21 protein-coding genes are annotated in these 20,043 nt (G+C 41.4%); 3 read left to right on the top strand and 18 right to left on the bottom strand.

The genetic code is table 11. The annotated features are described in order from the left end of the window. Nucleotides 1–149: 149 nt before the first annotated feature. From P2W82_RS19985 to P2W82_RS19915, 15 genes are all read right to left on the bottom strand, one after another. A complete protein-coding gene (locus tag P2W82_RS19985) occupies nt 150–500 on the bottom strand; it encodes a nuclear transport factor 2 family protein (RefSeq protein WP_336517704.1) in 351 nt (116 codons plus the stop codon). Between the two features lie 151 nt (nt 501–651). Further along, nucleotides 652–2,184, bottom strand: coding sequence for a pyridoxal phosphate-dependent decarboxylase family protein (locus P2W82_RS19980; protein WP_336517703.1), 1,533 nt, complete (start codon nt 2,182–2,184; stop codon nt 652–654). A 163-nt stretch (nt 2,185–2,347) separates the two neighbouring features. Then, nucleotides 2,348–2,893, bottom strand: a complete 546-nt coding sequence (locus tag P2W82_RS19975) for a hypothetical protein (protein WP_336517702.1) — start codon at nt 2,891–2,893, stop codon at nt 2,348–2,350. Between the two features lie 212 nt (nt 2,894–3,105). Further along, on the bottom strand, nt 3,106–3,561 hold the full coding sequence (locus P2W82_RS19970) for a nuclear transport factor 2 family protein (RefSeq protein WP_336517701.1): 456 nt from the start codon (nt 3,559–3,561) through the stop codon (nt 3,106–3,108). 64 nt (nt 3,562–3,625) lie between these two features. Beyond that, nucleotides 3,626–4,237, bottom strand: a complete 612-nt coding sequence (locus P2W82_RS19965; RefSeq protein ID WP_336517700.1) for a GNAT family N-acetyltransferase — start codon at nt 4,235–4,237, stop codon at nt 3,626–3,628. Nucleotides 4,238–4,262: 25 nt separating this feature from the next. Continuing rightward, nucleotides 4,263–4,715, bottom strand: coding sequence for a GNAT family N-acetyltransferase (locus tag P2W82_RS19960; RefSeq protein ID WP_336517699.1), 453 nt, complete (start codon nt 4,713–4,715; stop codon nt 4,263–4,265). A gap of 80 nt (nt 4,716–4,795) precedes the next feature. Then, nucleotides 4,796–5,812 (bottom strand): thioredoxin-like domain-containing protein, encoded by a 1,017-nt coding sequence (locus P2W82_RS19955; RefSeq protein WP_336517698.1) that lies wholly within the window; start codon nt 5,810–5,812, stop codon nt 4,796–4,798. Next, nucleotides 5,809–6,324, bottom strand: coding sequence for a GNAT family N-acetyltransferase (locus P2W82_RS19950; RefSeq protein ID WP_336517697.1), 516 nt, complete (start codon nt 6,322–6,324; stop codon nt 5,809–5,811). Before P2W82_RS19950 ends, P2W82_RS19955 begins: the two co-directional genes overlap by 4 nt. A 229-nt stretch (nt 6,325–6,553) precedes the next feature. Then, the gene (locus P2W82_RS19945; RefSeq protein WP_336517696.1) at nt 6,554–8,164 is read right to left on the bottom strand and encodes a M1 family metallopeptidase; all 1,611 of its coding nucleotides are present in this window, start codon (nt 8,162–8,164) and stop codon (nt 6,554–6,556) included. A gap of 69 nt (nt 8,165–8,233) precedes the next feature. Further along, nucleotides 8,234–8,686 (bottom strand): SRPBCC family protein, encoded by a 453-nt coding sequence (locus P2W82_RS19940; RefSeq protein ID WP_336517695.1) that lies wholly within the window; start codon nt 8,684–8,686, stop codon nt 8,234–8,236. A gap of 339 nt (nt 8,687–9,025) precedes the next feature. Then, on the bottom strand, nt 9,026–9,367 hold the full coding sequence (locus P2W82_RS19935; RefSeq protein WP_336517694.1) for an HD domain-containing protein: 342 nt from the start codon (nt 9,365–9,367) through the stop codon (nt 9,026–9,028). A 295-nt stretch (nt 9,368–9,662) separates the two neighbouring features. Continuing rightward, nucleotides 9,663–10,040 (bottom strand): iron chaperone, encoded by a 378-nt coding sequence (locus P2W82_RS19930; RefSeq protein WP_336517693.1) that lies wholly within the window; start codon nt 10,038–10,040, stop codon nt 9,663–9,665. 84 nt (nt 10,041–10,124) lie between these two features. Next, a complete protein-coding gene (locus P2W82_RS19925; protein ID WP_336517692.1) occupies nt 10,125–11,189 on the bottom strand; it encodes a fatty acid desaturase family protein in 1,065 nt (354 codons plus the stop codon). After that, on the bottom strand, nt 11,179–12,276 hold the full coding sequence (locus P2W82_RS19920) for a fatty acid desaturase family protein (protein WP_336517691.1): 1,098 nt from the start codon (nt 12,274–12,276) through the stop codon (nt 11,179–11,181). Before P2W82_RS19920 ends, P2W82_RS19925 begins: the two co-directional genes overlap by 11 nt. 16 nt (nt 12,277–12,292) lie before the next feature. Next, complete coding sequence (locus P2W82_RS19915; RefSeq protein ID WP_336517690.1) at nt 12,293–13,072, bottom strand: hypothetical protein; 780 nt, start codon at nt 13,070–13,072, stop codon at nt 12,293–12,295. 414 nt (nt 13,073–13,486) lie between these two features. On the opposite strand from P2W82_RS19915, the gene P2W82_RS19910 reads away from it, so the two are divergent. Together P2W82_RS19910 and P2W82_RS19905 are read left to right on the top strand one after the other, a co-directional pair. After that, nucleotides 13,487–15,007 (top strand): hypothetical protein, encoded by a 1,521-nt coding sequence (locus tag P2W82_RS19910; protein WP_336517689.1) that lies wholly within the window; start codon nt 13,487–13,489, stop codon nt 15,005–15,007. A 9-nt stretch (nt 15,008–15,016) separates the two neighbouring features. Beyond that, nucleotides 15,017–16,138 carry a T9SS type A sorting domain-containing protein gene (locus tag P2W82_RS19905; RefSeq protein WP_336517688.1) on the top strand — a complete coding sequence of 374 codons (1,122 nt, stop codon included), beginning with the start codon at nt 15,017–15,019 and terminating at the stop codon, nt 16,136–16,138. Here the strand turns inward: P2W82_RS19905 and P2W82_RS19900 are convergent. From P2W82_RS19900 to P2W82_RS19890, 3 genes are read right to left on the bottom strand one after another with little or no spacing between them, the layout of a single operon-like run. Next, nucleotides 16,135–16,629, bottom strand: a complete 495-nt coding sequence (locus tag P2W82_RS19900; protein ID WP_336517687.1) for a GyrI-like domain-containing protein — start codon at nt 16,627–16,629, stop codon at nt 16,135–16,137. The genes P2W82_RS19905 and P2W82_RS19900 overlap by 4 nt on opposite strands. A 60-nt stretch (nt 16,630–16,689) precedes the next feature. Further along, nucleotides 16,690–17,472, bottom strand: coding sequence for a phytanoyl-CoA dioxygenase family protein (locus tag P2W82_RS19895; RefSeq protein WP_336517686.1), 783 nt, complete (start codon nt 17,470–17,472; stop codon nt 16,690–16,692). An 11-nt stretch (nt 17,473–17,483) separates the two neighbouring features. Next, nucleotides 17,484–18,857, bottom strand: a complete 1,374-nt coding sequence (locus P2W82_RS19890) for a serine hydrolase domain-containing protein (protein ID WP_336517685.1) — start codon at nt 18,855–18,857, stop codon at nt 17,484–17,486. A gap of 606 nt (nt 18,858–19,463) precedes the next feature. Here P2W82_RS19890 and P2W82_RS19885 point away from each other — a divergent pair. After that, on the top strand, nt 19,464–20,018 hold the full coding sequence (locus tag P2W82_RS19885) for an RNA polymerase sigma factor (RefSeq protein ID WP_336517684.1): 555 nt from the start codon (nt 19,464–19,466) through the stop codon (nt 20,016–20,018). Nucleotides 20,019–20,043 lie beyond the last annotated feature (25 nt).

Genomic DNA, 20,043 nt, shown 5'->3' with positions numbered 1-20,043 from the left:
ATACCAATAACAATCCTGCTTCTATTTTTTGGACGGGTATCCTGAAAAATTTTCCGGATAATTCCAATGTACTTGTTGTTGAAGTAATGAAATAGGCAATTATCTCTACTTGTGTCGAAGTTAATATCGATAAAATCCAGAATTTTCAACTACACGGGCAGGATTTCCATCAAGGCAATCATTCCATCCTTTAAAGTATACACATGCCTGATCTGCTGGTCAAACATTACCTTTCCCGCAAGATCTTTTACCGTCTGCTGTACGAGAACTGAATACCTGCCATCAGGAAGCTCTTCCACCTCCAGCGGTTCCACATGTGGATCTATTTCACTCCATTGCCTTGTCCAATAGTCGCGTATTTCACCGGGCCCATGTACATAGCCACCTTCCCATCCGTTGGGCCAGTCAACATCTTCTGCCATCATGGCTAATAACGAATCAATATCGCGCCTGTTAAAAAAACGATAGGCTTGCTGGAAGTATGATTTGTCGATTTTCATAAATATTGAAACAGAGAAAACAAAGAATACAGAATACACTATGCAGTAAGAACCTGCACCCGTTTGTTTGATACTACATTCCACCTACCGAATCTCCTGCCTCCAATCTCCTGCCTGTAAAACAGAAACCGGGAACAGAAAGAATAAAAACTCACCGTGTAATACCTGCTGGTTGTTGCCCTGCCTGTCCGGCAGGCAGAGCACTGCCTGCGGCCTGCATGTTCGCAAACAAAGCCCTTCCCCTTTTCAAAATAATACTCATCATTTCATCAATATCTTTTTCTGTTGTTCTGAAATTTACAATGCATGCGCGCAAACTATAGCAACCCCTGATCACCGCATTGGAGAGAAACAACTCACCACCCGCCTGCAACTCATTCAACAGATCTTCATTGAGCTTATTTAGTAGTTCATTATTTTCGGCAGCACCTCCAGGAACAAACCTGAATGTGGCAATACTGAGATGTTGTGACATGGCTTGGAGCTCAGGATGGGCTTCAGCACAATTGTACATATACTTCGATAACTCAATATCTTTTCGAATCAATTCTTCATAGCCTCTTCTCCCCAGCTGTTGCAATACGAGCCATACTTTCAATGCGCGAAATCCCCTGGAATTCTGCAATCCATATTCATAGAAATTATGTACAGGGTTAGTATCACCATGACTGAAATTATAATACACCGGATGAGTACTGAAAGTATCCGTGAGGTGTTTTGGATTTTTCACCAGTGTACAACCCGCTTCCAGCGGGCTATACAACCATTTGTGCGGATCGAGCGCAAGTGAATCCGCTTTTTCTATTCCCGTAAACAAAACTTTCAATTCCGGTAAGACTGCAGCGGGTATCCCATAGGCACCGTCAATATGAAACCACAAATCATACTTACCGGCAACAGAAGCCAGCAGTGAAAAATCATCCAGTGCACCTGTACTCACATCACCGGCAGTTCCTATTACCATCAACGGTTTATGACCTGCAGCAAGATCAGCCTCAATTTCCTTCACCAATGCACTGACGTCGATTGCATTGTTTTCGTCAGTTGCGATCCATTTTACTGCCTTTGAACCAAGTCCAAAAAGAATGGCGGCTTTTTCCACCCAGGTATGTGTTGCCTTTGAACAATAAACCAGCTGCGCATGTTCCTTCTGAGAAAATCCATACTCACGATATGCCGTACCTGCTTTTGCAGTAAGCCCCGCCAGAAATCCGGTAAAGTTGGCCATATTACCTCCACTTACCAGGATACCTCCATAGTCCGGTGAAAGCCCGATAAACTCCGAAAGCCATCGGATCGTTTGTTTTTCAACCTGTGTTGCCACCGGACTCAGTATCTGCGCACCGACATTTGCATTAACTGCAGAGGCCAGCAAATCCGCTAAAGCTCCTAATGGCGCTGGTGACGAAGTTATATAGCCCATGAACTTCGGATGTCCATTAAAAAGAGAATGATTGATCAGCAAATCTGATGCTTTGCCTAATATTTCTGCAGGAGCAGCTCCATTTTCAGGCAGCGAATCAGTACCAAGTACGTTCCTGATTGCTTTAGAGTCTTCTCCGGTGGTTACAGGTCGCTCACGAATCTGTTCAAAAAGATCAGCTACCTGGTCCACAAGAGCATAGCCCATTTTTTTGAATTCGGATGAAGGAATCTCGATGGGAGAAGAAGGATTTTCTTTCATAAGTCCTTTTTTACATGGATGATGATCGGTGATCAGTTGCTGAAGTTAAAATAAATTAAAGTCAAATATCTTTAGAATCGTGATAATCGAAAATCCAGAATTTTCAAACATCCACGTCTGTGAAGTCACCGTCACCCGGTCAGATGAGCTGTACATCATCATCTTAAGCCAGGTACAAAAAAGCCGGATTATTCTGGTTAAGGCTTTCAAATAAAAGTCTATTTGCCGAAGAAAGATTTATTTCAAGAATATCATCATCTGTAGAAGGAATCCATTTGCTTTCAACATATTCAAGAAGATATTTGGCCTTACCCTCAAAAATCCGGAGCTCACATCGTATATAAAAACCCCTAAGCGATTTTTCACAAAATCCTATAGCCTGGATATTTCTTTCAACCATATTTTGCATGATCAGTTTTACCAGCTGAGTGCCCCGACCCTTCTGTTTTTCTACTGCAACAAGACCCACCAATTCGGCAAATTTGTATTTGACCCCCTCCATTTCTAATTCAAAATCAAAATTAATCCTCGCAAGAGCTGATATTGAATCACCATAATACAACAGATGAAATTCAGAATAAGAAAAGCGCTCTGCAAAATCAACTTTAGTAAGATCATTGTATTCAGGAATCGACCATGCATCGACTATCCGTTCAATTTCCTTTTCAGATAGTTCCCCGGCTGATTTAATCTGATAACATTCGTTCATTTAAATTCCGGCGTATTTGGACGGCCCATAATTTGGAATTTTCTAATTATATAATGTGCCCTTTCTGACGATCATACCTTAAATATGTCCGAAAAAAAGAAAAGGTACAGGTGCATTTTTAACACTTACCTCAACATCAAAAATGAATGACCCGATTTGGTTGATCGGGGATTTTGATTCCTCAGAAACAATCCGACTGGCTTCTACATGATCTATTTGCGCGCTGTTGTCGAAATACTAAGTATTGAAAATATTTTCCACTCCTCTCCTTTCAGGCCAAGTGTCATGTTCAGCATCATGTTTTTCTTTACAGTGCGTCCGCTTTCTTTTAATGTATACAAAGCAGGAACAAAAATCTGTGCAGACTGGTCATTGATCATGATCAGTTTCATCTGATCATATGCAGGCTCCAAAACGAGCGCTGCCTTGTGCAACACTTCCGCAGCTTCTATCGCATCCTGTGTTCCCCAATGTTCTTTATTGGCATAGATCATCAGGAAATCCGGCGACTGAACAAAAAGTTTATCCAGCGTAGCAAGATCATGCTCATTCTGTGCAGTGATATATGATTTGAAAGTTTCAGAAACCTTATCCGAATTGTCCTGTCCGAAAGAGTTGAAAATGCAAATAAAAACGAAGGCTGCAATTAATGTGGTGATTTTTGCCATGTCTCTCAGAATTTGATTTTAAATCTATAAAATGTATGGCAAACCTGCAATAATCGGTCCGGGATCAATGTAGTGAAGTTTTTTTTGCATCATACAGTTCCTGCAGCGCTTTTTTCTTTGCCGGCCATTCTGTATCGATGAAGCTGTAATAGGCAGAATTCCGATGCGTACCGTTATCGCGAAGCATATCATTACGTAGTATCCCTTCAAAAACACCGCCTATTTTTTCTATTGCTTTTCGCGAACGTATATTTCTTTCATCCGTCTTCAGTTGAACCCGAAGCGTTTTGAGATGTTCAAAACAATGTGTCAGCAAAAGAAGTTTTGCTTCAAGATTAACAACTTTCGCCCAGTGGTCCGGATGCAGCCATGTAGACCCAATCTCCAGTTTCCTATGCGCAGAAACTATATCCATAAATCGCGTAGATCCAACAATTCTGCTGGTCGCCTTATCAATAATTACAAAAGGAAACTGAGTACCGTTTTCTTTATCCTTCAAGGCTGAATCAAGAGTTGATTGCATCTTTTCGGGATTTGTACCATCATAAACATAATGTTCCCAAATACGGGAATCATTTGCAAGCAAAATCAGATCTTCAAAATGATATGGCATCAAAGGCGAAAGGACAATAAATTCGCCATTTAGTGTGGTATCATAATCAATCCAGGGAGACAACTGTAGTGGAATTTAAATTGATGAATTAAAAACTTAATTTCTTTTCAAAACAGACACTATTCTGGATTCCAACATACTGGCCATAGTTCGGAATGAGCTGGTATCCGTTATTCCCGTACAATCGGATTGCATCCGGTTGCCGTTTCCCTGTCTCGAGTACAGCTTTGCTGTAACCCAATTCTGCGGCCCAGGTTTCCAGGTTTTTTAATAACATTGAAGCGATCCCTTTTCCACGAAATTCTTCGCGCGTGTACATCCTTTTTACTTCAACCGAATCTTCATCGAATGGTTTGAACGCACCGCATGCCACGGCATAATCGCCGTAGAAGCCTACGATTACATGTTTAATCTTGTCAATCTTGTTAAACTGCGCATAAAAAGAATGATCAGCGCCATCCTTTTCGGCAAGATCAGCATCGAGCAATCTTACCAATGCGATAAAATTTTCGTTATCAGAATCTGTTCTCTGAAATTCCATAAACTAAAAATCTGGTCTTTAGTGAAAGATAATTCAAGAGATTGAAATATTGCCACTACCGGTGGAGCGGGCTGAAAAAATCACTCAGGTTTTGATACTATCCTGCTGAGTTCTTCCAGGCTGGGATTGATACTGATAATTTTTCTTTGAGCATTTATAAGAATTTGTGAGGGAAAATGCTCTATAGCAAAAGTGAAAAATGCGATTGACTCCGCATAATCGTGCAGGTTGATCCACGGAAGATTATATTTGGAAATCGCTGCTTTCCATTCTTTTGATTTCGCATCTACTGAAAGTCCAACAATTTCTAACCTGTTGCGATCGACTGCTGAATACAATTCTTTTAATCGGGGGAAAGATTCGATGCAGGGCTTGCATGACGAGAACCAGAAATCAAGCAGCACGTATTCAGATTTCACGTCTGTCAGTTGTGTCAGTTTCCCTGTCGAATCCTTCAAAGAAAAATTGGCCACGGGAGCGCCGACCATGAAATTTCTTCTGCTGGAAATATATCCCGCAATCGATTTGCCGGTAGACGATTTCCGGATGTTTTGATCCAGTTTTTCAAAATTGCTTTCGATTCTGTCCAAAGGATAGCCGGCGTTACAGAGCTGACTCATAATAATTTCCGCACTTCCTGCATTTGCAGGATTTGCGGTGATCACACTATCTGTCAATTTCCAGAAATTGGATCTCGTAAGAGCTGAATGATACTGAAAAACCAATTCCTCTCCGGGATCAGCGTTGTACCGTACTTTGCTTTGAGTATCAATGGTAATCTTTCGTATCATCGGACTATCTGAAAAAATCCTGACCAGCTGTTGGCGGTAACCATTGCGTGCAGAACTATCAGGCAGGATAATAAAAACTACAAATCGTCGATCTTTATCCGCAATTCTTCGTTTAATAACTTTCGTGTGACCTGCGGGGATTTTATAGCTATAGTCTTTGAACTGCAGCCCGACAGATTTTGCGCCTTTGTTTTCCACTTCAACGACAAAATCTGCATTCAGATCTTTTTGCTGCGACTGCACTGACCGGGCAAGGAAAAGGAGTAATATGATTAACAATCGTTTCACAGGATCAACCCAAATCATCTTTTAAGAAATTCCTCTTTGTTGAGCCGGTAATAATATAAACGTTTGTCTTTTCTGTCCGCTATTTTATCACGCGTCATTCCCAGCTTTTCTGCCAATCTCTGTGATGACTGATTGGGTTCATCGCAACTTGCGATCAACTGCTCAAATTTCAGTTCTGTAAAAACATAATTGACAATTGCGGAAGCCGCTTCGATTGCGAATCCGTACCCGGTATATTGGGGTAACAGAGCATATAGCAGCTGCGGTTGGCCTTCATCAAAAAATTGCCAGAGTCCCGTAAAACCCATTGCATGATGCGTCTCGCGGGATTCGATCAACCATAATCCGTAATGGGAACTGTTGAATTGATTGATACTGATATCCAGGAAATCCTTTACCTGGTCCATATTTAGTATTTCATCATCAAGAAGATATTTTCTCACATAAGGATTGGTGATCAGCGTGAAAAAAATATCAAGATCATTTTCATTAGTGGGACGCAGTTCCAGGCGGTCGGTATAGATGGTCATCTGGCAAAAATACGGTGGAAAAACAGTTCATAGGTTCACAGTTTAAGGTTCATAGAAGTTGTTCGTTGTTCGTTGTTCGTTGTTCGTTGTTCGTTGTTCGTTGTTCGTTGTTCGTTGTTCGTTGTTCGTAGAGACGCGATGCATCGCGTCTCTACGAACAACCGGTTTTCAGTTTCGATTTTTCTTCCTGTATTCTGTATTCCGCATTCTGTACACGGTATTTGCTCTCTCACTTCTCACTTCTCACCTTTTTCAGGTACCATGCGCGAGGATCAATTACAGGAAAATCATTGCTTGCGATACTAAATTTCCCGGCGGTGCAATTGATCTTCTGAATTCCGTTTGATGTGCTGATTTCCAGCGGTATCTCCATGGGGATATTTACAGCTTCGATCTGGTATTGATTTGCAGATAGTTTTGTTATCGTAAATTCAAACAGGTTCGTTGTTCTTAAAAACTGATCGAAGAAAGGCTTCAGATTTTTCTGTGCCGCTTTACTGAAATGCTTCTCCACATCATCGGTAATGATATTATTGTTATAAGTAAATGCGGGATCTGTGGCGAGTTTTTTCAATGCAGGGAAAAACACGCTGTCACCCAGCATAAAACGAAGCGAATGCATGAAATAGGCACCCTTTGAATAGATATCTCCATTGTATACTGCGCGCGTATCTGCCACCTCTCCCGGAACAATGGGCGTTTCGTTGTCGATATACTTTTTATTTAATCCTATTGAGGAATCGTATGCTCTCTCACCCCCCATTTCAAGAAAGAAAAGTGATTCAGCGTAAGTATTAATTCCCTCCTGTATCCACATATGTGCCCAATCCCTGTTCGTGACTTTATTCGCCCACCACTCATGACCAAATTCGTGATACAAATTCGCGCTGTACAATTGGCCATTGATCGTATCGACCTTAAAATCATTGGCGTAAGTGATCATGGTCTGGTGTTCCATTCCGGGGTTAGGAACTTCGGCTATGCCTATTTTTTCTTTTACCCAGGGATATTCACCAAAATACTTTTCCAGTATCCTGGTATCTCTCGCACGCATATCCAGTACCTGTTTCGCATGAGCAGTATCTTCTTCAAGTATGTAATATTCCATCGGTACAGTGTTGCCCTCGATCGTGGTATAGTTTCTTTTGTACACTTTGTACTTGCCGATATTGAACAAGACACAATAGTTACTGATCGGATACAGCGTTTTCCAATGCCATGTGGAAGTTTCAGGTGTAGCACGTTTTACAGCAGCAAGCATCCCCGGGCCTGCTACAGACAAGCCTTTCGGAACAGTGATGTACAGATCCACTCCATCATTTGGTTCATCGGATGGATGATCCTTGCAGGGAAAATATATTTTACCTCCCTGCATCTGACAGTTAATTACAATCCATGGATTGCCGGATTTATCTTTTTTCCACGTAAAACCGCCTTCCCATGGAGGGTGCTCTGCGATTGGAGGTTTTCCATGATAGTCGACACGAACAATGTTCTTACCGGAATTAAATCCTCCAGGTCTCACAATAAATATCCGGTCACTTTTTACGTGATATTCAGATCGGTTATCATTTACCGTTAATGAAGTAATGGTATAAAACGGAGCGAGGTCGATCAAAATCGTATCAGCGGGCTTTTCCAAGCGCATTTCAATACTGCAATAACCACGAATGGTCTGGCTATCGGGTTCAACATGCAAAGCCAATGTATAATGCCGGATATCCATATTTGCCTGCAGGGGATGCAATGCACCACCCGACGACATATTTTTTGCCGAATATTGACCACGAACAAATAACAATGATAAAATGAACACAAGGGACAGGAAGCATTTACGCATGCGGGAGGGTTATCTCTAAATATAAGCTTTTCACCTGTGTGCTGGAAGCAACCGTATCAATATACCCGGTTACTTTAAGAACTTATCTCCTACCAGGTTGAGCATCAATCCATGTTCCAGCCATGCTTTCATGGCATCCAACACTGTTGTAAAACCTCCTGTCGAGTCCTTGATCACCCGGATGAGCTCATCTCCCGTCTCCGTATAACCGCTTTCTGTAATCACGACATAGGTTGTGCTATCCGGCTGAGCTGAAAAATCTATGTTTACCGTTCTTGCTGGTTCTCCCCATTCAAAAACCAATCGCTTTCCCGGTTCCATGTATTTTGCGACTACTCCAGCCGAAGCTCCATACATCTCCCAGGTCCATTCAACTGCTTTATTTAATTCCAATCTTCCTGTACTTTTTGTAAACCAGAATTTGGTTGTCACAGCAGGATCAACAAAGGCATTGTAAACTTCTTCTGCAGGTTTGCGGATTAGCATTTGGGTCTCTGTAGAATGAGGGTTCGTTGCGAACATAGTTGTTGGTTTTCAGCCTGCCTGCCGGCAGGCAGTTTGTCATGAACAGACAGTTTATAGTTTTCAGGATACAGCGTGTCCCTGCAGTATTGTGCGGGCAGCTTATATATTCAAGTGCTAAGCGAAATTATAAACAGACATCATTCTAAAACTAATTAATAATTTTATTGACAGTTGCAATCAACCAGTTGGTTTTGCTTTGCCATTCACTTTTTTCCGCAGATGGACATTGTTTTAATGCATACAGAAGAACGCAGACATAATATCTGCGGAATCAACGTGTATTCGATCTGTGATCTGCGGGAAATATGGCCTGCGCAGAGTAATTTTTTCTATAACTTATCTAAGTGATGCGAATTCAACGGCGATATTTCTTCTTGCGCTTTTTTCAAACCTGTTGCTGAAATAAGTCGTTTTAAAAATGGATTTCATCTCCTGGAAATGTTTCAGCACCTTCTTCCGGCCTGGCTTGTATAAGAAATCCGGATATTGTCGGTATTCTTCTCGTATTTGCACTGCATAATGAAGGTATGCATCTTCATCTGCTCCCAATATCGCAAGATCAGCATCAGTGAAAAGGTTGGTATCCTCATCCGGATCAGGCTCGTGCTTTTTTGTAGCCAGGATCAGGTGGACACACTTTTGTCTCTGATCTTCTGAAAGTGAAGTCTGCTTCAACATCCTGCCTGCATACTCCGCACTCTTTTCCTCGTTATCCGATTTCGATGTGTTATACACCACATCATGCCACGCAACCGCAGATACGACAGCAGTCCAGTCCCGGATATGAGTTTTGACTCAATAAGATGCGATATCAGCTGATCAAGATGTTTAAGATTATGATAGCGTCTTTCACTGGAAGAATATGCAGTTACTATTTCAGCCCACATTTCTGAAATAACGTTCTCACCTGGCGTAACCGGCGCCAATGTCTCTCTAAATACTTCTTCAAACCTCATCGGAAATTCAACTATCGCTATCTTGATATTTCTTTTGCTTTCGATTGATTCTCTTTCACGCGTTGTTTGACAATTCGCGAAATAAGCTTCAGCGGCATTGGTTCATCCAACGGGAATTGAATTGATCCCCTGCCTTGTTTATACACCTTCAAAGCTTTTACGAGTTCCGGATCTCCGGACGGAACGCCATAAAAGCCAATATGTTTTTTATAAGCTGCAAAATATACAAGATTCCCATGCAGTACATAAGTGGGCATTTCATACTTGATCGTCTCTTCTGCATCAGGTACTGCTTCTTGCACAATCCTTCTGACTTGCATTAATTTTTCCTGCACTTCGACAGGAAAGGAAGAAATATAGGCATCCACATTTGCCGGTTTGGTTTTTGTCGCCATCTTCAATATTAAAATTAAAAACAAAACGACAAACAATGCCGCTTCCTTAAAGTTAGAAAAATAAAAAACCTCCGTAATATTATATCATGCAGCTTCCGGCCTGCTCATTCTTTTTAATAGTCGCAAATGAGAGACTATGCCGCCCCAATAGCTGGTTTGATTGGGAATAATCTTGTGATCCCTGAGGGTCTTGTAAAGTATTTTATTTAACTCAGGATAGTATACATGATGGTATTGAGGAAAAAGGTGATGGGCTATATGATTATTGAACCCACCCAGGATAAAGTTGGCTGTTTTGCTGAACGGATGCATGTCGTTTGAACTCTTCACCTGATTCATTAGCCACGACGCGTTTATGTATCCGTTTTTATCTGTTGACGGATATGCAGTAGACTCAACATGATGCGTCATGAAAAAAGTAAACAGGAGAAAGATTGACTGCAAAAGATGCATCAGTAAAAAACCTACAAGCACAAAGTACCACTCCTGTTGCGAGTAAAGAATCGGAATTACAAGAATGAGAACAACATAAAATATTTTCTGTATCCAGAACGAAAAATGGTACCCAAAGTTTTTCCCTTTCACAAAATCATCTTTCGAATAAAGAATCACAATGTCCTTGATAAAAATCCAGTACAATGAATATGTCATATAGGCAAATGGTGCATACCAATGTTGAAAACGATGAAACCAATAATATTTGCTGCCTGGAATTACGCGAATCAACGTAGTAATATTCAGATCAGAATCATAATCCTGCACATTGGGGGCATAATGATGGGATTGAATATGTCTTTGCTTCCACGCTTCGCCATGCGCACCGATTATTGCATAGATCAGAACAAAACAGAAATGATTTAATTTTTTGTTCCGGAAAATAGTATTGTGTGAAAAATCATGAGAAAAATTAAATGCAAAAAGCAATACAGCAAATCCATAAAAAACAAAAGCCAGAAGAAATAACGAGGTGGATTTTGTAACAACGATTGCCCGGTACCCCGCGATCATTGCTCCGAAATAAAAAATAAACTTCACCAGCAATTGCCTGGTAAATTTTGCTTTATCAGGAACAATGCTCCCCTCTACTTTTTTGTAAAGGAGCTTGAGAAGTGCACTGTCTTCCGCAATATGAATATGTTTATCCCGCAAATGAAATGGGTTGAATATATTGTTTTGACCCCATGGCTTTCAGAAATCGAAAATGAGATTTCAATGATTCTGAATAACTCATTTCCATATAGACGATTCCATGTTTCTTAGCCAGTGATCTGAAAATCGGCAGAATGTCCAGGTAGTGTACATGAGATATATTGGGCAACAGGTGATGAAGTGCGTGTGCATTAAATCCTCCCAACGTCCAGTTGAAGAACACACTGGAGGCATTGTAGTCAACAGAGGTTAGCATCTGCAGTTTAGGCCAGCTCATGTTTAACTGATTTTCTTTATCCGGAACGGGATGCGACACATAATCGGATAAATGTGACACACCAAGTACGCCGACAAATATCCAGGATACCATAAAATGATTCAGGAGAAACGCGAGCAGTACTGTTCCCCATCCGAACGGTAATACAATTGCCGGAAGCACGATCATATACCCGATATAAATAAATTTGAATGCAATCAGTTTGACAATTTCTTTTTTCGGGATGGCAATCTTTATCGTACGGCTGGAGTAATTAAATAACATCAATGTTTCGCGAAACAAAAACCAATTGAGCGAATACAAAAGGTATAAAAAGGGCGCATACAGATGTTGATACCGATGAAACCATTTCAACTGCTGGGTTTCGGTCATTCGAAACAAAGGATTATTAAGTACATCGATATCGCTGCCTTCAATATTGGTATACAGGTGATGTGATTCGTTGTGATTTTTTCCCCACACATAAGCGTTATTGCCCTGCAGATTAAAACTGATCGAAAACAATATTCTATTCCAGTATTTACTTTTTACTGCTACTCCATGTGCAGCATCATGAGATACATTAAACGCTGTAAGCAACACAAAAAATCCCATGAAAAGATAGAAAATGAAGAATGCAGCTTTGTCAGTACTGGTCATCATCAGGCTATAAAAAATAATCACCAGGCTGAAGTACATGCATATCTTAAAAATCATTTTTCTATTGCCGGACTTTTCAATTCCCTTTTCAAGAAAATATCGATCAATTTCGGCTGTGAGTTCTTTATAAAAGACGGACCCTTCGTCTTTGATAAATTTTAATTTATTCATGAAGTAGGGGTTGAAATTATTCGGTTGGAATATTTGTATAGATCGATTCAAGGATAGCGGTCATTGCAGAGGCAATTGTAAGTTTGGTTTTCGCATCTAGGCTATTGTGTATCCAGACGATATTTTTATTCATACCCATCAGGCCACCACCATAATACTGGACGGCACCAACTGCTCTATCATTTTCTGTAAACTCGTAGCCTTCAGCAGGCATTGATCTCGTATCAGTCCCATGGCGGTTGGAATTGATCGGTGAAAAATTAATTCTCCTCCCCGCACTATATAATACTCCATTGCTTTGCATCGGCTGCCCCGCCTTGCTGGTTATTTGCAAATACATTGCCCAGATGCTGGCAGTGTCCTGGTTAATAACAATGGTAGCAAACAAGCTCCTGGCATTTTCTGAATCAATGATCCAGTCAACGATGGGGAACATGGGCAATGCACGTATTACTGAGGTGCTGATATTAACAGCAGCATTGACGTTTGCTGTATCTGTTGATTTTCCTGCGAAACGGAATGAAAACTTCTGTTTGGTTTTTGATTCGGTTTCCGTGTTGAATAAATTACCATGGGTGGTTGTAGTAGTCCAACCTGTTTTGCTGGATATAACGCTGTAATCAGAGAAGTGCATTTTGAAAAGCTTTCCCGGCATCTGTGTTCCCATTTTCACTTTCCATTCTTCCGAATTTTTAGCAAGATCTTCAGTCAATACGATATTCTTCTGTGCGAGCACAGTGGTAACAGAGAAGAAAGAGATCAGGAAAGCCAAAATCCGTGCATAGTTATAACGCATACGATATGATTTCATAAAAAACGCGCTACCACGCGAGCCTGTAAGAATTCGGATCAGAGGATTTTAGCGAAATGCTTTGGTAAGGGATTAGAAAAGTAGGGTTGAAACGACATATCAACAAGTCAGGAAACTAAAACTAACAAATCAAATGTTACAGGAATTATAATACCGAAGCATTAACAAAAAATCCATACTGCTATTTACATTAAGATTTTTGCCCCACTATGCCTGAGTTCACCGTTGGCTGATTTCACTTTACCGTTCCATGGAAATTCTGTTTTAAAGCAATTTTCATATATTTACAAAAGTACTTTCCTCCATTTCCAATCTGAGCTTCCCCCTGACACAAAACGTATTAATCCTGCTCTGTTCAACATCGTTCTCTGTCTTTCAGGATAACTAATAAATACAGGTATGAAATTCATAGGTACAATCCTTTTAGGAGGACTATTGTTGGTTCATATTTCGGGCTGGAGCCAGGGTATTACCATCGGATCCACTAATGCGCCACACAATTCTGCAGTGCTTGATCTGCAATCTTCCACGAAAGGATTTCTTCCTCCACGTATGAGTACAGCCCAACGTAAAGCGATACCTGCGCCAGCAGCAGGTGTTATTGTTTTTGATACCGATATTAAATCACTTTTCCTTTTTGATGGAAGCCAATGGGTGAGATTAAGTGCCACAGCAAATTCGACAACTTATGAGGCCATCCAGGTTCCTGTTAACGACAGCCTCAATAAAACCGCGGGCAATTTTGCAGGAGCCAATGTTGCAATGAACGAAAAATATGCATTGGTAGGAGCTCCGGGCAACGAAGTCGGCGGCGTGGTGTATCTGTACAAAAAAACGATTGATGGATGGAGTTTTGTTTCAAAAATAACTGCCGCTGATCCTCAATCCAATGCCAGCTTTGGCTGGAGTGTTGCGATCAATGACAATTATTTTGTAGTAGGGGCTCCGGCATTTGACCTGCCGGGCATCAACAATGCAGGCAAAATCTATGTCTTTAATTTCGGGAAAGGTGATTCATGGTCTCAGCAAACGGCAATAACAAGAGCTAAACCTGCGATTGATGAGCAATTCGGAACTTCGGTTGCGATAACCACCACAACCGGGGGGATACCTTTTGTGTTTGCTGGTACACCTAAGTACTCAAGTTCTGTTACAGCAAGAGAGAGTGGGATAGCTGAGATCTACAATTTACAAAACACCAGGTGGACGATCAGTCAGACACTCGTTTATAAAGACCTTCAATTCTTAGACAAGTTCGGCGAATGTATAGAAGCCCATGGTGATTATATGGTTGTCGGAGCACCTGGTAAAAAGAACACAACGCTTAATCTGGAAGGAGCAGGTGCCGCCTATGTCTATGCATTTAATGGAACATCCTGGGCACTACAGGAAAGGCTTGCAGGGAATATTGCCAGATCGGGATTCGGAACATCTCTTTCGATAAAGAACAACACACTTGTTGTCGGCGCACCCTGGGCTCCTTACTCAGCTGGTTCAACAGAAGCTGTAACTGTTTACTTTAGAAATATCAGTAACCGATGGCAGTTTGTTCAAACGATATATAGCAGTAATTCACAGGGGATAGCATCGAATAGTTTATTTGGGCTTTGTGTAAACCACGACGACAATTTTCTGCTTATCAGTGTTCCTGGAGGAAGAATCACTCCGACGTTAGGTTCGATTTCCATTCCCGGAGTACAGGGCAAAGTATTGGTATATAAAAAAGAACAGGCTTCGGGTATTTTCCGTCTTTATCGTGTACTTCTGGACGATGAATCGATATTATTTAATGAGGGGATCAGCGTGTTTTTTGGATACTCCACTGCGGTTGTCAATGGTCACTACGTGATCGGGATTCCGGGAAAACACCAGGGCGAAATTCGTCGCACGGGAAAGATTTCATTCGGGTATTTTGAATAATGACCGGGCATGAAAAAGAAATCGATTTTTTTTATGTTCAGCTTTCTTTTATTAATTGCAGGAACATTATCGCCTGTTGCGAATCGATGCATTGCACAAAGCATAAATATATCTCCGGGAGCGAGATTAAATGCTTATGGCAATATTTCTTTGGCGATTGACAATGGCGGCATTATAAACAGAGGCATCATCAACTTAGATTCGGCAACGGTAAGTTTTACAGGAACCAATGCGATATCAACAATTAATGGAAGTGGCAAATGGATAGTAAACAGAATCATCATTAATAAAGCTGATGGCAAAGTTCAATTGGCACAACCGATAACTATTCTTCAGGAATTACAATTTATACAAGGCAACATTGAACTCAACAAACAAACGATTATACTTGATAAAAATGCAGTAATTACAGGTGAATCAAACCTCGCCGGCATCACAGGAACCCTGGGTGGAAAGGTTGAAATTACTGTTCAGTTACTTGCAGGGCAAACCGTGAATCCTGGTAATATAGGATTACAAATCACACCGGTGTTTTCTCTCGGTACAACCACTATTACAAGAGGACACCAGGTACAGTATAGTAAAACCCTGGGCAGGAGCATCAACCGGTATTACAATATCATACCCTCGAAAGGAACTGTTTTCAGAGCAAAAATCAGGTTCAATTATCTTGACCGCGAAATGAATACCCTGACCGAAACAAATCTTCAGTTGTACAATAGCATTGACTCAGGAAAAGTATGGATGCGTCGTGGTTATTCTACAAGAAATCCCTCCGACAATTCCCTTGAAATGATCAATTTAATTGTGCCAGGATATTTTACATTGAGTACTCCGGATATCTTTAAGCGGGAAATTATACCGCCTGTCGCAGAACGATTTTCGTTTCAGTTGTTACCAAATCCCGTGCATGATCAGGGTATGTTGAAAATTAGTATTCCTGAAAATGAAAGCGCTGAAATTGCTGTTGTAAACATGGAAGGCAAAACAATGATTCGAAAAGCAGTAATATTAACGGCCGGTATCAATTCAGTCAGCATCTCAACAAAAGGATTTGCCGGTGGCTCCTACATCGCCATTGTAAAATTCAAAAATGGAGAAAGTAAGCAGATTAGCTTTATAAAAAATTAAAAAGTTGAAGTACCAGCAGGACGAACAGGGATAAAGATTTCTTCTTCAGATTCAGGATCGTTGTTTTTATATTTTTCTCCCAGCAATTCGAAATAAGGACGGTCATCCAATTGATAACCAGAATCCGGCAGCCATTTTGTAAATATGTATTCAAATGCTTCAGCCCCTTTCCCGGAAGGCCCTCTATAGGTAAAAACAGCGTAAAGTCCTGCAGGCAATTGCATAGTTTCCATACCATCCGGAACTTTATTCCTCTCCGGTATTTCGACTGCCGCCCATTTAGTGAATGTTTCCAGCGGGGAAAACTCATCAAAAAAACCTTCAGGGTACACCTGGAGTGAATACAGATCTGAACCAATAGCATTCACTATCTCTTTTCTGCGCGGCATAAAACTTCTCCATAAGATTGCTGTCTGGTCTTCCGCAAAACTCATTTGCCTGTTCATGCCTGCGAGCGTCCTGCCTTTTATATTTTCTATTCTGTATTCCATAGTTTTGTTTCGCAAATAACATTGAATAAACGGTTTCAGGCAACCCGTATGTCATCTTTTTTAGGATCGACTCGAAATTGCATTCCTGATGGCAATCTCGACCGGGGAATAATCACTGTCTTCCCTCAGCAATTGCAAATCTTCTTTGATGTGCAAGGGAGGCTGCGCCAGAAAACGCGGATTTTTGCCGCGATGTGGCTGGGCAGCATGAACAACAAAAGGATGACATAAGTACACAGTTCCTGCTTCTCCTGTTGCAACTACTTCTTCAGCTGATGCCGTCGCATTCGCAACGGTTTCACTTAATTCGATAAAAGACAATCCCGTTTCTCCATAGAGTTCCAGGAGTCTGGCCGCCTGAAGATGTGATCCGTTACGCATCTTTGTGGGAGCATCATCATGACCGACATCAGAAAAAAGAAAAAGCATTAATAATCCGCGACCTCTTGAAAAAATATTCACACGGTAGTTCATATAATCCTGTGGATCATCACCGGGAAAACTCGCATCGATATGCCAGCCCGAATCCCTGGGATCTTCGTCAGAAGGAAAACGAACAGGAAAACTGCCGACACTATCTCTTGGAATCCACCTGCCAGCTCCTGTCAGTTGATCATATGCTTCGATAAGTTTTGGTGAGTTTGCTGCCACCTGAAAAGGCTTTTCCGTAAAATAACCCAGACGTATAACCGGCTTTGTCCAGGTGGATGGATCATCAGGATCACAACCAGTTGCTTTCCACAGAATACGCCGGGCTTCAGCAGCAAAATCTTTTGAAAATGCGTTCTCGATTTTCACATAGCCATCATGAATAAAACTTTCAATCTCGTCTTTTGTAATCATTGGTAATAAACTCAATTTCTCTTCCTGATCGTTTTAATCACATCACGAATAAATGCATTATTATCAATCTGGCGCATGCCAAGTCTTACCAATATCAATTTTTCTGATGGAATGATGAATATGTCCTGCCCAGCAAATCCGTTTGCGAAATACATATCTGCAGGTGCATCAGGAAACCATTTGCCGGACAGGTTTTCGTCCTTTCCATTCAACCAGGTGAAATAGCCATAACGTTGGCGCGGATCTGCGGAGGAAGGTTGTATACTTTCCTTCACCCAATAGTCTGGTAAAATCTGTTCGCCGTTCCAGTTGCCGTGATTGTAATACAACAATCCGAACCGCGCATAGTCACGCGCACTCGCATATACAAATGAAGAACCAACCAATGTACCAGACGCATCAGGTTCAATTAAAAAACTACCGGCATTGATTTTATTAAACAACTCACGCCTTGGGAAGGCATAATAATCATCGCCTAATATATCCCTGATGATCCGGCTCATCACATTCACATTACCACTGGAGTAATTAAACACAGTACCGGGGGGATGACCGAGTGACAATGACTCCGTATATGCAGCCATATCACCTTTGCTCCACAGCATAGTATTCGCACTACTGGGTCTGAAATACACTTCTGAAAAATCAAGCCCACTGGTCTGCTGCAACAGATTTTTTATGGTGATCGATGATTTATCTGTGTCCTTCCAGGCAGCCACCGGCGCAGGCTCATCAACTTTCAATTTTCCCTGTTTGACAAGTATACCCGTTATCGCCGCTGTAACCGTTTTTGCCATCGACCAGCCGAGGTGAACTGATTTGCTGTTAAAACCGGGTCCATATGCTTCTGCAACGATTTGTCCATCATAAACCACCAGCACCGCTTTTGTATAGAGCGGTTTACCATCTTTGTTTTTTTCATTCAAAACAGAAGCTACAACTTTATCGAGTTCTGCTTTGTTGATTTCTTCGGGTAGGCTATCGCGTAACTTATCCCCCATTGGCCAGTAGAGAGAATCTGTATTTTTTGATGATGGTTGCGCCAGAGTGAACTGTTGCTTTCTCACTGTCGCTTCAGGAATGTCGTTGATCAGTGTACTTCCGATATTGCATCTGAAAATGGCTTTTCGCTTTGAAAGTCCCCATACCGTACCGGTCACTGAGGAGTCTTTCATATCCACCTTAAAATTCCCCAGGGAGATCGGGAAGAAAAAATCTTCGCGAACAACATCGGCGGGGTCGCGATGTTGCAGAAAAACAGCCGAACACATGTTCTTTGCGCCATATCCACTAATCACCGGGAAAATCGTAAATGGTGCCACAGCAAATGCGAGCAGCAAAATGATGACTAGGATAACCGATACGTATTTAAAAAGCTTACGCATAGTGTGCTAAGATAGACAGTTTAAAATTTAAGGTTAAAAGTTGAAAGCGCATAATTGAGGGTGCGACATTTTGTTTCTTCGGTAAGAATGCTTTAAAATTGGTCGGGCCTGACGGCTCTTGTAAGTGACAGTCTGCTTGTTCCGGCGGATTGAAATCCGCCGTTATAAGATCATCGGGCCTAACGGCTCTGTAAAACAGCATCCAAGGCAAATGTTTTCGTCGGTAAGAACACTTTGAAATCGGTCATGCCTGACGGCTCTTTTAAGTGACAGGCTGCTCACTCCGGCGGATTGAAATCCGCCGTTATAAGATCATCGGGCCTAACGGCTCTGTAAAACAGCATCCAAGGCAAATGTCTCTCGTCGGTAAGAACATTTTGAAATCGGTCGGGCCTGACGGACCATTGAAGAGCAACTCACAATTTTAATTCAGATTTTATAACTAATTTTTCCACCAGTAAACACTCCAGCCAGCTCAAACGGTAACTTTCAACCATTAACTTCCCGTCTTCTACTTCATGTTAATAAATAGCATCACCAATGTTACTTGTAAATTATGCCAGGTCTGGAAAAATTATATTTTTGTTTCTAAACTGATTGCTTCCGATGACTGTGTTTTTAACCGATAAAGCTCTCCTTAAAAGCGCTGATGAGCAGTTGGCTTTTAAGATGTTGTATGAGCGTTATTGGGAGGACCTGTTCAAGAGTGCTTTCAGAAAACTGAATAACGAGGAAGATGCAGAAGATGTCGTCCAGGAAATTTTCATCAGTTTATGGAGAAACCGCCATTCCATCGAAGTACAGGACTCTATTGCTCCCTATCTTTTTACAGCACTGAAATACGGAATCATCAAGATCGTGCATCAGAAAGCCAAAAAAGGCATCTTACTGCCCTTGTCGGTGGTTGAGCTGGAAGACCGGATGGATAAATCCCATGAAATTCTGGAATACCGGGAAATGAAAAACAGGATCGAACAGGAGGTCGGGGGACTCCCTGACAGGATGCGACAGATATATCAGCTGAGCCGGGTTCAGCACATGAAAAATGGTGAGATCGCACAAATGCTCCGTATATCAGAACAAACCGTTAAGAACACGCTGGTAGCCACTTTGAAAAGACTCAAATCCAAAGTCCTTCTTTTTATCACCTTTTTATTCTGAGCTGTCAGCAACCCATGTATAGTAC

The organism is Pollutibacter soli (assembly GCA_029269725.1).
Lineage (GTDB): Bacteria > Bacteroidota > Bacteroidia > Chitinophagales > Chitinophagaceae > Pollutibacter > Pollutibacter soli.
This window is presented reverse-complemented; position numbering and strand designations above follow the sequence as displayed.

Excerpts from the sequence above, each read along its gene's own strand:
- P2W82_RS19985 (WP_336517704.1), bottom strand. The coding sequence starts at position 500 with ATGAAAATCGACAAATCATACTTCCAGCAAGCCTATCGTTTTTTTAAC.
- P2W82_RS19980 (WP_336517703.1), bottom strand. The coding sequence starts at position 2,184 with ATGAAAGAAAATCCTTCTTCTCCCATCGAGATTCCTTCATCCGAATTC.
- P2W82_RS19975 (WP_336517702.1), bottom strand. The coding sequence starts at position 2,893 with ATGAACGAATGTTATCAGATTAAATCAGCCGGGGAACTATCTGAAAAG.
- P2W82_RS19970 (WP_336517701.1), bottom strand. The coding sequence starts at position 3,561 with ATGGCAAAAATCACCACATTAATTGCAGCCTTCGTTTTTATTTGCATT.
- P2W82_RS19960 (WP_336517699.1), bottom strand. The coding sequence starts at position 4,715 with ATGGAATTTCAGAGAACAGATTCTGATAACGAAAATTTTATCGCATTG.
- P2W82_RS19955 (WP_336517698.1), bottom strand. The coding sequence starts at position 5,812 with ATGATTTGGGTTGATCCTGTGAAACGATTGTTAATCATATTACTCCTT.
- P2W82_RS19950 (WP_336517697.1), bottom strand. The coding sequence starts at position 6,324 with ATGACCATCTATACCGACCGCCTGGAACTGCGTCCCACTAATGAAAAT.
- P2W82_RS19945 (WP_336517696.1), bottom strand. The coding sequence starts at position 8,164 with ATGCGTAAATGCTTCCTGTCCCTTGTGTTCATTTTATCATTGTTATTT.
- P2W82_RS19940 (WP_336517695.1), bottom strand. The coding sequence starts at position 8,686 with ATGTTCGCAACGAACCCTCATTCTACAGAGACCCAAATGCTAATCCGC.
- P2W82_RS19935 (WP_336517694.1), bottom strand. The coding sequence starts at position 9,367 with ATGTTGAAGCAGACTTCACTTTCAGAAGATCAGAGACAAAAGTGTGTC.
- P2W82_RS19930 (WP_336517693.1), bottom strand. The coding sequence starts at position 10,040 with ATGGCGACAAAAACCAAACCGGCAAATGTGGATGCCTATATTTCTTCC.
- P2W82_RS19920 (WP_336517691.1), bottom strand. The coding sequence starts at position 12,276 with ATGAATAAATTAAAATTTATCAAAGACGAAGGGTCCGTCTTTTATAAA.
- P2W82_RS19915 (WP_336517690.1), bottom strand. The coding sequence starts at position 13,072 with ATGCGTTATAACTATGCACGGATTTTGGCTTTCCTGATCTCTTTCTTC.
- P2W82_RS19910 (WP_336517689.1), top strand. The coding sequence starts at position 13,487 with ATGAAATTCATAGGTACAATCCTTTTAGGAGGACTATTGTTGGTTCAT.
- P2W82_RS19905 (WP_336517688.1), top strand. The coding sequence starts at position 15,017 with ATGAAAAAGAAATCGATTTTTTTTATGTTCAGCTTTCTTTTATTAATT.
- P2W82_RS19900 (WP_336517687.1), bottom strand. The coding sequence starts at position 16,629 with ATGGAATACAGAATAGAAAATATAAAAGGCAGGACGCTCGCAGGCATG.
- P2W82_RS19895 (WP_336517686.1), bottom strand. The coding sequence starts at position 17,472 with ATGATTACAAAAGACGAGATTGAAAGTTTTATTCATGATGGCTATGTG.
- P2W82_RS19890 (WP_336517685.1), bottom strand. The coding sequence starts at position 18,857 with ATGCGTAAGCTTTTTAAATACGTATCGGTTATCCTAGTCATCATTTTG.
- P2W82_RS19885 (WP_336517684.1), top strand. The coding sequence starts at position 19,464 with ATGACTGTGTTTTTAACCGATAAAGCTCTCCTTAAAAGCGCTGATGAG.